Source organism: Pontibacter sp. LHS2 (genome assembly GCF_058932845.1).
Genome location: NZ_JBZYWG010000001.1, coordinates 253,122 through 266,719, shown reverse-complemented (window position 1 = coordinate 266,719; position 13,598 = coordinate 253,122). Strand labels below are relative to the sequence as shown.

The following is a 13,598-nucleotide window of genomic DNA, read 5'->3' as shown; positions in this document are numbered from 1 at the left end:
TCTTATACGGCATTATCCGTATCAGGATATGACTTAGCCCTCTGTACGGCCTCCGTACTTGGTTATCATCTCGCTCATGCGTTGCATCAGGCTGTCTTCGCTAATCATCATGCTAGCTGGGAATCCCACCGAAAGGTCGCTGATCTCGAGGGACTTTGCCTCAGGGTTATAATTGAAATTGGCATTGACGCCCTTCTCATTGATGCGGCCGCTATTACCCTGCAAGTTCATGCCGTAAGTCTGCAGTTTGCTTTTTAATTCGTTGTATGCTTCTGGCGTTACGCCAGAGTATAATGCTCTTTTTGACATAGTATTTATCTATTTTTTATTGATGAAGGTATAACGACACAAGATAAGATGAAGTTTATAAAAACCGGCAAGCCAACTCCTGCTCTGTATGCCAGAAAGCTTGATAAGCTTCGTCCGAAGAGGATCATAGAAATTTTTTAAAAATAATTTTGCTTCCTAAAATCCGGCTTGTATATTTGCACCCGCAATACAGTAGAACGGTCCGTTCGTCTAGGGGTTAGGACTCCAGATTTTCATTCTGGCAACAGGGGTTCGATTCCCCTACGGACTACTTAAAAAGCCTCTCAGTGAACACTGAGAGGCTTTTTTTATACCCTTCTGACACCAAAGCAGTCTCACTCCTATCATAGCGCTTCAGGAAGCATATAAAGCCATCGCTAATTGAGAATACGTTAGCGACAAGTCCAGCAACTCCTTATTATCTACATCTATCAGGCTTCAATTAACCTAAGCCAGCCAGTGTTGAAAGACAGAATATGCCAGTTGGTCTAAAAAAACAGAATTTTTTAATCAGTACCTTGCATAACAAAGTACTATGCATAACTTTGAATCCCTGCTTCACTACAGTATCCTGGCAGCAAAATAACAATCACAGTGAATATCCATCTTTTATAAACAATTAAAACTATGACGATCAAAACAATCTTATTGCTGCTTTCCTTCTTCATGAACGTGGCCCTGACAGCCGCGCAGCCAACGAAAATGGTGAATGTTGGGGATCACTCCCTTGAGATGATACAGGTAGGCGCAGGACCCTACACCATTATCTTTGAATCAGGCTTCGGGACGGATTACAAAGTGTGGGGTAATGTAGCTGCAGAAGTGATAAAATCGAATCAGGTCATGCTGTACTCTAGAGCCGGAACAGGAAAATCAGAATCAAACCTGAAACCTCAAACGTTAGAGGCAGCTGTACAGGATTTAAATATCCTTATTGAACTGTCCAACCTGAAAGCTCCGTTCATTTTAGTAGGCCATTCGTACGGCGCCTTCATCATCCGGGCTTATGCGGCGCAGCACCCGGATAAAGTAAAAGGCTTGGTATTTGTTGATCCGGCGCATGAGAAAATGATGCAGGAACTGAAAAAGGCGGATCATGCCAAGGCGGCAAAGGACATTGAACTACAAAACAGCTTTGTGCCGGATAAATTCAAGCAGGAGAACGATGCGATAAACCTCATCTTTGAAAAAGCTGCTTTGCCTGATTTCGGGAAGCTGCCGCAAGTGCCGGCTGTGGTGCTTACCTCGGTGCAGAAAAGAGCAAACCCAGAATTGTTTCTACACGAGCCAACAGGTGTGGAAGTATGGCGAGCGCTGCATAGCGAGTTTTTTACTCAGTTCACCAGCGGCGCCCATGTTATAACAGCCAGTAGTGGCCATAACATCCATAGAGAGGAACCGGAACTTGTGATTAGCGCCATCAGTCAGGTGGTGCAAGCGGCAGAGAAGGAAAAGGCGCGGCAGGAGTACGAAGCCAAAATGACGGCCTTAGGCGGTAGATTTGTGCAGGCGGCAGACTATCTGAAACAGCAGAAAGAGCCGAAGGCTGAAGCAGTGGTGTTTGATGGGTTGAGGAATTCCGGCTTCGGCGAGCGCACCATTAACACCATCGCCTACCAGCAGCTCAACAACCCGGCCAACGCGCCTGTGTCCCTGCTAATCTTCAGGTATAACACGGTTACATATGCTAGCTCGGCCAATGCATTTGATAGCTACGGAGAGGCATTGCTGAAGCAAGGAAAGCTGAAGCAGGCTGAAGAACAGTTCCGGAAGGCCATCGAACTCGCCACTGCTGCCAATGACACCTCTACACTTAGAAACAGCAAAAGCAACCTGGAAAAAATCAACCAGAGGAGAAAGCTAAAATAATTTAAGGATAGCGGCAACTATGTGTTATTCAACCCCTCCTCTTTATCAGATAAGCTTCTAGAATAGCTAAATCCCTGTGTATAAGGTTCAATAATAAGATATATTAAGTATTCCACCAAACTCTACGCCTTGCACGCCGCCATTGTAGCCGCCTAACAAGTTGAAAGAAAAAGTATTGTAGTAATTACTCGATTTAATGCCGTTTGTGCCGATGCCTGGGACAACGGATACCTGAGCCGGACGATGCTCTAATTCCTGAAGCAACTCCTGGTATTGCAAGGCCTGATAGTGCCAGACCAATTAATAAGTTTTTCATGGTTTTATTTTGTTTCGCTTTTGATGGTACAAAGGTGGTTTCAATTAGACCTCCAAAGCAACAGAACATGCATGAACACTGATATTTGATAGATGAACCCTGAAAAACAAAGCTTGAACAATAGCAGAAGCTGCTCTAAGTATAACTAGCTAAGTGCATAAGGCTATTCTAACTATTATGGCTATTTGTTTAATAGATGTGGTACTCTCCGTCTAACACTTTGCCAAATTCTTACTAAGGATTTAAGTAAAAATAAACTGCCTTTACTCAGTTTGCGCAGAGCTCTCTTAAAACTCAAGAACAAAAAAGTAAGGACTACAAAAACTCTTCAGTTAATTCTGAAGAGCTTTTGTAGTCACATATGCGGGGGTATTCGGACAGCAGCGTGTCCGGTATGTGTATGGTCTTGCCCAACATCTCGTTTAGCTCGTCTGTGAGCCCAATGATGTTAGTGAGCAACTTGAGCATCTTCTGATGGCCATTGGTGCCGTGCAGCAAAAACCAAAAATAAGCAATACTATTTATAGTGGAATTTTCGGATAGTTCTTTACTTCTGTCTCCTGACCGTTTTGGCTACTCATGAGGCGACTAGGGCGATTATACTGCGCTACTTCGTGTGCCTTCGTCAGCGCCTGTTCTTCATCTTCAAAGGATTGTATCAGTTCCTTGTTATCATCCATTATGCACCATTGCTTCTTCTCATCATTCCATTCCACCCGGTATGTTTTAAACTGCGCCTTGTTTCGAATCAGGTCAAGTATCACTTTACCGTCGCTCTCGTTGCCATCTGGGTATGGCATGGGGAGCAGCGCAAAGAATACATAGTAAAGCGAGAAGTAAGTGAATTGGTAGGTGATTATACCTGGCTCCAGCATCTTGTTTTCTATGAGGTAAATTACCACAAGCGCTGCAAGTGTATTAAATAATGCTCCCCCCGAAAATATAAGGATGTTGGCAAATCGCTCGTTTCGCTTTAGGTTTTCAAAAGTGCAAAGGCCATACCAAAAGTAGTACTTTCGCACTTCCAGCATTCCAATTCTAAAAAGCACTTTACCAGCGCCTATCGATACTTTTATATTCTTGCCTCCCATTAACCAGGCAAAGAATACATGCCCGGCCTCGTGCACAAAAGAAATAACAGGCAACACCAGAAAGAAAGCCAGAAAGAATTTAGGCAGATCGTTAACTCCAAACATATCAGGTATACGGTTCGCGGGAAGTGGGATTCCTACAGTGGGTATGTTTTACATCATTTCGGTTACTACCAGGTTCCTTATACCTGAGACGATCATATCGATGCCAATAGCGCCCAGGAAGAAGCCGTTGATGCGCAGCAACAGTTCCATGTTCTTATCGAAAGCGACTTGTACTTTTTTGGAACGCATTCCCCGGCGTATGCTTTTCAAACCCATGATGATAGCAAAATTGATCAGCAGGATGCTGACCAATGAAACAACTCCCTGCCATAAAACCAGTTGCTCTGACATCAGCACAGTCAGTGAAATGGTGCCTGCGCCCACCATAAACGGTAAGGCAATCTCTGAGGCCAGATCATGCAGGTCTCCCTTAATCTGGATGAATGCTTTCTTGCCCTGCACGATAAACATGTAAGCGAAAGAGAACAGCACGACGCCCCCGAATATGCGGAACGACTCAAAATTGATGCGAAAAACTTTTTGAAACACCAGATCTCCCAACAGCAGAAAACCCAGGTATATGCCAAACGAAATACCACTGGCTTTGATGAAAACAGATCGGAAGTCTTCATCCGACAGGTCTTTCATAATGGGCTTCAGGTATAGGAAGAGTGCAAAAGGGTTAAGCATCACCAAAAAACTAACTATTGCTGTAATCATAAGTATCAGGACCGTTTGAGGGTGCCTTTAACTACGTAACAAGTTACAGGTAGATGTATAAAAATAGCTGAAGCCTTGATGAGGCAATAAAGGTTCAGCTGAGCGTGCTGTTGATGCCTCAGCACTTTAGAGGATGATCTAACAATGTTTATGGCAAAACTGCTAAAGCCCTTTCTATTGCTGTAAATAAGCTGTTTGTGAGAAAAACAACATTAGCCGGCTCGACTAACCATTGAGAAGGAACTCCATAGTATACTGATGATATTCAGGCTGCGTAATGCCTGCTACATAGGGCAAGTTGTGTTCTTGCGTGTATTTGGCTTTGTAGGCTTTGTCGATTAATAGATTTAAGTCAGTTTCTGTTACCTGCACCCCTCTTACATTCAATACACTTTGTCCATACTGGATTTGGCCGACTCCCTCGTCTACAAATGCCGTAAACCAGCTCTTGCTGCTTTTAGCCCAGCTTCGCGCAAAAACTCTTCCCGCAACTTCGACCATCCAGATATTCAGGAAAGTCTCACGTGCCAGGCCACCTTTCACACCTGCTAAGGTGGAAGATCCTAAATATGAAATAAAATCGGCGGGGAATTGGGGCTGTTCCATAGGGTTTACCTGTATATTAGCGGGCGCTCGCTACCTGTGTTTGCTTCTTTTTATGCTTAGATCCGGCAGGGTATAGGAAATTACGCACGTCCTTCATGTAGTTCAGGCTTCCATTGGTCAGGTTGCTGAGTACAATGATGGAGCTGTGGTCATTGGGGTTGCGGAGGAAGTAGGTATTGTAGCCGTGCCACAGTCCGCCGTGGTACACAACTGTGTCACCGCTTTCGACCTGCTTGATGCGCCAGCCATACCCGTAGGATTCATCCCTCTTATTCACTTTGCCAGTCGGTGAGAAAGCCTCTTCCAGCGTCTCGCGCTTCACCAGCTTTTGGGTATAGAGTGCCTGATCCCACTTATACAAATCATCTACAGTAGAGTACAGGCCTTTGTCACCTAACACGGTATCCTGGTAGTCAGGCAAACGCTTACGACGTCCACCGATGTGTCCTGCTGCAACCTTACCGGTCTGGGCGACTAACTCGTGGTTGAAGGTATAGGTGTTGTGCATCTTAAGCGGCTCAAATATATGCTCGCGCATAAATTCAGCAAAGGACTGCCCTGAGGCTTTTTCTACTACAGACGCCAGCAGCGCATAGCCTGTGTTACTGTAACTGAAGGTACGATCTGGCTGATAATAAATGTTCGGTTTGTGCACGGCCATCATGCTCAGCACATCATCATTGCTCAGGTCCACTTTTCGGTCAGCCCAGAGTTCATCACTGAAGTAGGTATAGTTAGGCAGACCAGAGCGATGCGTAAGCAGTTGTTTTATTGTGATGCCTTTGTAAGGAAAGTCGGGAATGTATACCTGCAGGCTGTCGTCGTAGTTGAGCTTGCCCTGTTCCTTCAGCATCATAATAGCTACGGCCGTGAATTGCTTCGACACCGAGGCAAGCTGAAATACGGATTGCGTACTCAAGGTGTCTTTTGTTTTGAAATCAGCATACCCAAAAGCACCGCGGTAAATGATCTGATCATATTTAGTGACAAGCACTGTCCCGTTGAAACCCTTTTTTTTGTGCAAATACGTGAAAATGGAATCAACCTGTCTCCCTAGTTTTGTAGCAATAACGGGTGTGAAGGTTTCAGGCACCTCCACATGCAGTTCACAGTCCTCCTCCACAATAAGCTCTTCGTTTTTGAAGCCAGAGCAGGCACTGAAAGACAGAAACAAAGCGCACGCTACGACGCTTCGGATGATAAGCAAATGAATGTTACTAAAAGCCATACCTGAAATATACCAACAAGGGAAATGAGCTTTAAATATAAAAGAAGTGATCGGTTTTTCTAGCACCCTTGCCTAAAGAATTTTGTATTTACCCGGCATAAGTCCCATAACATAATCTATAGCATGAAGTATAATTAAGTAAACCCGTTCCTCCAGATTCGAAAGGTTATGGTCTTGCCAGTTTACATATTGCTTTCATTGCTACTGCTAATCTCACCGGTGCAGGACGATCATTACAAAGCAAAGCGTGAAGAAATGGTGACACGGCAGATCGAGGGCCGTGGTGTAAGGGATGAGGCGGTGCTCAATGCCATGCGCTCTGTCCAGCGGCATCTCTTTGTTCCTGCTGCTATCGCTTCCAGGGCTTATAATGACAGCGCACTCCCCATCGGACTCAAACAGACAATCTCACAGCCTTACATGGTTGCCTATATGACTGAAGTCATCAGGCCAAAGCCAACTATGAAAGTACTGGAAATTGGTACTGGCTCTGGATATCAGGCTGCTGTACTGGCTGAAATCGTAAAGAAAGTATACACCATCGAGATCATTCCCGAGCACGGGAAAATGGCCGCCGCAAAGCTGAAGAAATTAGGCTATGACAACGTGGAAGTTAAAATCGGGGACGGCTATGCCGGTTGGGAAGAACACACTCCATTTGATGCCATTGTGGTAACGGCCGGTGCCGAAACCGTTCCCCCTCCCCTGCTTGAACAGCTCAAAGAAGGTGGCCGTATGGTCATTCCTGTCGGTCCGGTTTATATGACCCAAACTCTCCAGCTTATTGAAAAGAAACGAGGCAAAGCGGTGACCCGCAATCTGATGCCAGTGGTGTTTGTGCCCTTCACAAGAGAGAGACAGAGATAGCGTATACCTGCCTGGAAGATAAATGGCCAGACCTCAACATTGACCACATGGTAAATAACCATACCTATACCTGCAGAATTGCGTAAGCACTATATAGCAACGCAGAACCATAGCGATAATTCTATGTTTTTCTGTGTTTGCTATACCTGACAATCTAGTAAATCAAGGCTTACCCATGCAAAAAACTTTACTTTCTCTCCTGCTCATGCTGCTGACTGCAGCCACCGCATCGGCACAAGTAGAACCTGACACAACCTGGCGAAGAACTTTCTCGGCTGGCATTAACTTAAACCAGGCTGCCTTTAGTGACAACTGGAAAGCGGGTGGCGTCAGTTCGATCGCTTTTAATTCCCACCTGGATGCACGTGCTGACTATAAATCAGGAAAAACGTCCTGGGACAATGCCATGCAAATGCAATATGGTTTGCTAAAGAACAAAGGCGAAGAGCAGCGAAAGAGTATTGACCGCATCTTCCTGGATTCCAAGTACGGGTATGCGATCTCCAGTGACTGGAACACCTTTGTGTCGGCAAATTTTCTGTCGCAGTTCACAAAGGGCTATGAATATGATATTGACGCTGATGGCAATGACCGTCTGATCTCAAACTTTCTGTCGCCCGGCTTCCTGACTTTTGCGTTAGGTGCGGAATATAAGCCGAACCCCTATTTCTCACTTCGCCTGAGCCCCTTTGCTCCTCGTTTTACATTTCTGGCGGATGATGCAGTGGCAGTTAATGAACGATACGGTGTGCCGGAAGGCAAAAGTGTGCGAACAGAGTGGCTAGCTGCCATGGTGCAGGCAAGCTATAACCGGGATATTTTCACAAATGTGAACCTGAGGCTAAACTACATGTCGTACATCAATTACCAGGAACTGACTGCTAAGCGCATAGACCACATGCTTAACTCGACACTGTCAGCCAAAGTAAACCGCTATATTAATGTGAACATCATGGCCAACTTCATTTATGACTATGATCAGGACAGTGATGTACAGTACAACCAGTCACTCGGCCTCGGTATCCTCTACACCATGCAAGGCTTCTCTGTCAGATAAGACATCAATTCAGTAGACAACAAGAGCACCCTGGTTCGTCCAGGGTGCTCTTGTTATTTTAAGGTATAAGCAAGGATAATGTTGCCGTCTAAGGTAGACTGGCAATGCTAGGAACGTACCTTCTTCGGTATCTGGCTGCAAGGCCCCTCGTAGCGCACAAATATGTGGATGTAAAGTGAACGAGACCATCTGAAGATCACAGGCAACAAGCCAATCACCACGGCAGCCACCACGCCGATCATCATAGCCATGGTAATCTCTTCCACGAACTGGTAGAGGATAAAAAGGCACACTATGAAGATGGCCACATTAAAAGCAAAACTCACATACATGGCTCCGTAGTAAAAACCGGGTTCCGGCTCAAACTCCTGACCACAGCAGGGGCAATTGTGGTGCATATCAGCAAACTTAGTGGTATAGAGACCACTTTTAAACATTTTGCCCTCGCGGCATCGCGGACACCTGTTAAAGATGATGCTGTATAAAGCGGAATTTTTCTGGCTCATGCTGGCTCTTGCTATGATGTTACGACATACATATCAAAGATACGCTTTTTAGAGATAAGCCATAGCAGCAAGTCTTATTTCCTTGACTAGAACTCCACGATAAACCCAAGGGTAGGCACCAGGTTGCCATCGTCGTTTTTGAGAATGACAGGTATAGCATTGCCCCCATCGTTGCGCAGTGGGTTACCGTCGGTAGTGGCAAAGCCAGTATTATCCTCGTTGCGCTGGAAGGTATAGCGGTCGAAGCCCGGTGTCTTACTGGCCAGCACATTGGCTATGTCCAGAAACAGATCAAGTGTGATACGGTTGAAATTCCATTTCTTGTCGATGCGCACATCCAACTGGCTGAGCGGCTGCAGACGTTCTGTGTTGAGGCGGCTAAAGTCCAGTATACCTACGCCCAGCGAGGCATAGTTGCGTTGTGAGGCCGCCAGATCGAAAGGTGTCGTGGGTGCTCCGCCGGCGAAGCGGTACTTGGCTCCAAACTCCCAGTTGCGGGGCAGCTTCTTGCCCAGCAAACCTGAGGCCAGATGACGGTAGTCCCAGGCACTGGCCACATAGCGACCATCCGTACCTGCAAACTCACTGATCACATAGGTATAGGAAAGCACGCCAAAGGTCGTTCCGGTCAGTTTTTTCTGCACATAGAACTCTGCTCCGTAGGCTCTGCCCTTTCCAGTGGTACTCACAGCCTCGTTGCCAATCGATCCGAAATCCCCTCCCTGATTGGCCAGGGAAATGCCGTCACGCAAGGAAACCGGGTAGTTATTGTAATCTTTGTAGAAACCCTCCACCGTAAAGCGCAGATCTTCACGTGGCAGAAACTCAGTACCGAGTACATAATGGATGGACTGAATGTAGTCAGCCGAGCGGTTCAGGAAATTATTATTCTCCTGATAGCCCAGCACGGTATAGGTAGGCAGTTTATAATAAGTACCCCACGAGCCGTTGATCGTCCACTTGTCGGTGAGCAGGTAAGAGGCAGCTAAGCGCGGAGAAAGTGTTTTGAGCGGATTTCGGCCTTCGTCGGTAAAGGTATTCATGTCGGTGCGCAAGCCAAACGAGAGACCAAGCCGGTTGTTCAGCACCGTACGTGACACCTGCCCGAAGGCGCCATACCTGAAAAAGTCAAGGTTGGTATCATAGTCAACTGTTATAGCAGGCTGCACCAGATTGCCGTTCCCGTCGCGCACCTCGCTTCGGATCAGGCTGAAGATGTCGTTCGTGAACTGGACATACTGGCCGGATACACCATAGGCATACTTGAAACCGTTCTGGTATTTGTTCACGTCCAGTCGCAGCTTGTTTTCGGTTTCACGGGAAGTCGATTTGAGCGTAAGCTGTGAAGCGCCCCCCTCCTGTGCTGCCTCTTTCTTTTCCAGATCAATGTTAAAAGCGTTACGGCTCAATGCCAGGTTCACATAGCCATCTTGTACCAGTCGTTTCATTGCTACACCGGTCGTGTAGTTCCACTGGTTATTGGAAGGTATAGAGCGCAGGATGTACTCACTTTCAGGCGTGCTCTCACGCGGCACCCCAAAAGCAAACTCATCAATGGCCCCTACCCCGATAAAGGAAAGGGACGTTTTACTGTTGATCCTGTGATCTACTTTGTACTGGAAATCCCAGTAATTAGGACGTATAGGCAGATCGAGCAGTTTAAACAGAAACTGCAGATAACTACGACGGGCTGAAACAAGGTAAGTTGTTTTAGAGGAAAGCGGCCCCTCCAGTGTGGTGGCAAATTCTGAACCGCTCAGGCGCACGTTGCCCGAAAAACGCTCTGGATTGCCATAGCGCTGCCTGAATTCAAATACCGAGGCCAGGGCATTGTCATAACGGGCGTCGAAAGCAGAAGAGCTCAGTTTCAGATCCTCGATAAACGACACGTTGAGTATACCTGTCGCACCTCCGGCACTGCCCTGTGTGGTGAAATGGTTGATCAGTGGAATCTCAATTCCATCAAGGTAATACACGTTTTCGCTCGGAGCCCCACCCCGTATGATCAGGTCGTTGCGTCCTCCTCCACCCCCGCCGTTGGAAGCCACCCCCGGTAGCACCTGCACCACTTTCGAGATGTCGAAGTTACCTCCCGGGTTGCTGCGAATCTCTTCTGTAGTCAAACTCTGGACCGATAGCGGCGTCACAATATCAGCGATGGCAGCGCTCTGCCGGCGCCTCGCCACCACTTCCACCTCTCCTAACTGACTCGAAGCAGGTAACAGCTCAAAGTTGATGATCTGGGCATTGCCCGACGTCACGTTCACATTGAATTTACTCAAGGGCTGATAGCCAATGTAAGAACTCTGTAAGGTATAGCTGCCCAGCGGAATGTTATCGATCCGGTAGGCCCCATTTTCGTTGGTGACGGTACCCAACTGCGCACCCATTACCTGTACCGAAACCCCGATCAGGGCCTCCTTGGTATTGGCATCACGCACGGTACCTGTTATCACACCCGATTGAGCGAAGCTGAGTGTTGGCAAAAGCAATAAGAGAAAGAAGAGCAAGCGCATGGTTGAAAGGCTAAATCATATCGCAAGTATTACACTCTTTTATCTGAAATGTTTTGAAATCACTATATATTTTTAGTGCATACATTCTCAGTGAGTTAGCATCAAATCCAATTCATTGATGTTTAAACACTTAGGTTTATTTTCTTTTGATATGGCTTACAGCTCGGTCACCAACTCCCGCAGCCTGTCTGCATTAAGCACGGCATTGCCTACAATGGTATTATTAAAGAACACCCATACCTCCTTGCCGTCTTCCAGCCAGTCTTTCACCATATAGGCATAGCGCTCCAGCTTCTCGTCAGAGTAGGATGAGGAGTACATTTTTTCATCGCCGTGTAGCCGCAGGTAGGCGATATCGGTGGTGGTGACTTCGGTGCCAGGGAAGCGCTTGCCGGCACTGGCATTAACAGTGGTGATGTTGAACTCGCGCATCAAGTCAAAGGAATCCTCTGTAAACCAGGACACATGGCGGGCCTCCAGCGCAAAGGGTTGCTCCGGATATAGCTCCCGCAAGGTATGGTAAAAGTCTCCGGCTATACCTTTATCGAAACGAAAGCTGCCGGCTATCTGCACCAGCACAGGGCCGAGCCGCTCCCCCATCAGTTGATAGCGTGACATAAACTTCTGCAATGGTTCCTCTATATCCTGAAACTTCCGTTTGTGGGTAATTTCCTGGTGCAGTTTGGGGGCAAACCGGAAAGTGGCTGGCGTCTGTGCCAGCCACTTCTCAATGGTTTTGGCCATGGTGAAATGGTAAAAGCTACTGTTGATTTCCGTGCAGTTAAAACGGGTCGCATAGTGGGGCAGAAAGTCCGCCGATTTCAACTCGGGTGGATACAGCACTTCCCGCCAGCGGTAGCTCCACCCTGACGTGCCGATGTATAAGTTTGGAATAGGTGTCATCTGACCTGGTACGGATATAAAAGCGGATCAGGCACCCAGCGGGAAGTTAAACACAAAGGCAGTTCCATCCGGCGTGATACCATCCAACCGCACCATGCCACTTCTGGAGGCGGCCAGCGATTTGCTGATGTCGGCCAGACTGTTGACAGGGCGTCCATTCACGCGCGCGATCACAGTGCCCTCCGGTATACCTGCTGAGTCAAAGAAACCGCCAGGCTGGATCTTGGTGACATATACACCCTCGCTCAGGCCGTACCGCTGCTTCATGCGGTCGGTGATCGGCGCAAAAGTGGCACCTAGTCTGGCCTCCAACCCTTTGGCAGCACCTTCTGTCACCATCTCTTCTTCTTCGCCTTGCAAAGTAACGGTAGCTTTACGTTGTTTGCCATCCCGCAGCAGCGACAGCTCAACTTTATCACCCGGGTAATAGCGGGCAATGCGTTCGGAGAGTTCCGCAGAAGTGTTCACTTCGATGCCGTCTATACCTTGTATGATATCTCCTTCTTTTAGCCCGGCTTTTTCGGCCCCGCTACCCGGCTGTACTCCCATAATATATACACCACTCACCTCCCCCGGATCAATACCACGTGCCCGCAGCATCTGATCTTCCACTGCCGGAACCGGGAAGCTTACCCCCAAAAAGCCACGGCGCACCTCGCCATACTTCCGTATATCACCCACCACTTTCTGCATCAGGTTGACAGGTATAGCAAAGCCATAGCCCGCATAGCTGCCCGTTTGTGAAGCGATGGCGGTGTTAATGCCGATCAATTGTCCTGAGGTGTTCACCAAGGCACCACCTGAGTTACCCGGGTTGATGGCAGCATCCGTCTGAATGAAAGATTCGATGGCGGTATTGGCCACCTGTGCCGGATCAACGTAACCACCCTGCCCTGGTCGGTTGAGGATGCCGATGCTGCGGCCCTTGGCACTGACAATACCGGCTGTAACAGTTGAGTTAAGTGAAAGCGGATAACCTACAGCGAGTACCCATTCTCCTACCTGTACCTTGTCAGAGTCACCAAGTGGCACCATCGGCAGGTTATTTGCCTCTACTTTAAGTAGCGCCAAATCCGTGCTTGGGTCCGTCCCGATGAGCTTTGCCTCGAAGGTACGGCGGTCAGGCAACACCACCTCTATACCTGAGGCACGGTCGATCACGTGGTTATTGGTCACAATATAGCCGTCTTTAGAAATCAATACACCCGACCCCGATCCCCTTGCCGGCGTGGATTGCTGCGGCATGCCGAACAACTCGTAGATCGGGTTGCGGCTGGCTTGGTTGACGTTATAGAGCGTTTTGATGTGCACGACGGCTGGAGTCACGCTAGCAGAGGCCGGCACAAAATCCGGGTTGCCCACTGACGAGGCTACCGGTCCGGCCGCTTGATTGAGATTGTTGGAGTCCCCATGCTGTTGCGGGCTGCTTTCGAAGAATCTATACCCTACAATGGCAAGCACGGCGGAAAGAAGGGCGATCAAAAAGGTGCCGACAGCTTTTCCCATATATATAGTTGCTTTATCACTTGCTTTACCGATAAAAATGCGATGGGGTTGGCTGAAAG

Annotated in this window: 14 protein-coding genes and 1 tRNA gene; 4 read left to right on the top strand and 11 right to left on the bottom strand. The window is 47.7% G+C overall.

The window, feature by feature from the left end; all coding sequences use genetic code 11:
• Positions 1-33 precede the first annotated feature (33 nt).
• Positions 34-309, bottom strand: coding sequence for a hypothetical protein (locus AC5FX6_RS01090; protein WP_493595182.1), 276 nt, complete (start codon positions 307-309; stop codon positions 34-36).
• Positions 310-508: 199 nt separating this feature from the next.
• Between AC5FX6_RS01090 and AC5FX6_RS01085 the strand changes: the two genes are divergently transcribed.
• Positions 509-580 (top strand) — tRNA-Glu (locus AC5FX6_RS01085).
• A gap of 356 nt (positions 581-936) precedes the next feature.
• Positions 937-2,178 carry an alpha/beta fold hydrolase gene (locus AC5FX6_RS01080; protein ID WP_493595181.1) on the top strand — a complete coding sequence of 414 codons (1,242 nt, stop codon included), beginning with the start codon at positions 937-939 and terminating at the stop codon, positions 2,176-2,178.
• 87 nt (positions 2,179-2,265) lie between these two features.
• On the opposite strand, the gene AC5FX6_RS01075 is transcribed toward AC5FX6_RS01080, so the two are convergent.
• From AC5FX6_RS01075 to AC5FX6_RS01050, 6 genes are all read right to left on the bottom strand, one after another.
• Positions 2,266-2,478, bottom strand: coding sequence for a hypothetical protein (locus AC5FX6_RS01075; RefSeq protein ID WP_493595180.1), 213 nt, complete (start codon positions 2,476-2,478; stop codon positions 2,266-2,268).
• Positions 2,479-2,809: 331 nt separating this feature from the next.
• Entirely contained in the window at positions 2,810-2,992 is a 183-nt protein-coding gene (locus AC5FX6_RS01070; RefSeq protein WP_493595179.1) for a hypothetical protein, read from the bottom strand.
• A 23-nt stretch (positions 2,993-3,015) separates the two neighbouring features.
• Positions 3,016-3,690, bottom strand: a complete 675-nt coding sequence (locus AC5FX6_RS01065; RefSeq protein WP_493595178.1) for a site-2 protease family protein — start codon at positions 3,688-3,690, stop codon at positions 3,016-3,018.
• Between the two features lie 48 nt (positions 3,691-3,738).
• On the bottom strand, positions 3,739-4,350 hold the full coding sequence (locus tag AC5FX6_RS01060; RefSeq protein ID WP_493595177.1) for a MarC family protein: 612 nt from the start codon (positions 4,348-4,350) through the stop codon (positions 3,739-3,741).
• A 225-nt stretch (positions 4,351-4,575) separates the two neighbouring features.
• Complete coding sequence (locus tag AC5FX6_RS01055; RefSeq protein WP_493595176.1) at positions 4,576-4,956, bottom strand: DUF2255 family protein; 381 nt, start codon at positions 4,954-4,956, stop codon at positions 4,576-4,578.
• Positions 4,957-4,972: 16 nt separating this feature from the next.
• Positions 4,973-6,184 (bottom strand): serine hydrolase domain-containing protein, encoded by a 1,212-nt coding sequence (locus tag AC5FX6_RS01050; protein WP_493595175.1) that lies wholly within the window; start codon positions 6,182-6,184, stop codon positions 4,973-4,975.
• Between the two features lie 168 nt (positions 6,185-6,352).
• On the opposite strand from AC5FX6_RS01050, the gene AC5FX6_RS01045 reads away from it, so the two are divergent.
• Together AC5FX6_RS01045 and AC5FX6_RS01040 are read left to right on the top strand one after the other, a co-directional pair.
• Positions 6,353-7,051, top strand: a complete 699-nt coding sequence (locus AC5FX6_RS01045; RefSeq protein ID WP_493595174.1) for a protein-L-isoaspartate(D-aspartate) O-methyltransferase — start codon at positions 6,353-6,355, stop codon at positions 7,049-7,051.
• 175 nt (positions 7,052-7,226) lie between these two features.
• The gene (locus tag AC5FX6_RS01040) at positions 7,227-8,108 is read left to right on the top strand and encodes a DUF3078 domain-containing protein (RefSeq protein ID WP_493595173.1); all 882 of its coding nucleotides are present in this window, start codon (positions 7,227-7,229) and stop codon (positions 8,106-8,108) included.
• 107 nt (positions 8,109-8,215) lie between these two features.
• Here AC5FX6_RS01040 and AC5FX6_RS01035 read toward each other — a convergent pair whose 3' ends face one another.
• From AC5FX6_RS01035 to AC5FX6_RS01020, 4 genes are all read right to left on the bottom strand, one after another.
• Complete coding sequence (locus AC5FX6_RS01035; protein ID WP_493595172.1) at positions 8,216-8,614, bottom strand: DUF983 domain-containing protein; 399 nt, start codon at positions 8,612-8,614, stop codon at positions 8,216-8,218.
• An 86-nt stretch (positions 8,615-8,700) separates the two neighbouring features.
• A complete protein-coding gene (locus AC5FX6_RS01030; RefSeq protein WP_493595171.1) occupies positions 8,701-11,130 on the bottom strand; it encodes a TonB-dependent receptor in 2,430 nt (809 codons plus the stop codon).
• Between the two features lie 156 nt (positions 11,131-11,286).
• On the bottom strand, positions 11,287-12,033 hold the full coding sequence (locus AC5FX6_RS01025; protein WP_493595170.1) for a DUF72 domain-containing protein: 747 nt from the start codon (positions 12,031-12,033) through the stop codon (positions 11,287-11,289).
• A gap of 27 nt (positions 12,034-12,060) precedes the next feature.
• Positions 12,061-13,539 (bottom strand): Do family serine endopeptidase, encoded by a 1,479-nt coding sequence (locus tag AC5FX6_RS01020; protein WP_493595169.1) that lies wholly within the window; start codon positions 13,537-13,539, stop codon positions 12,061-12,063.
• Positions 13,540-13,598 lie beyond the last annotated feature (59 nt).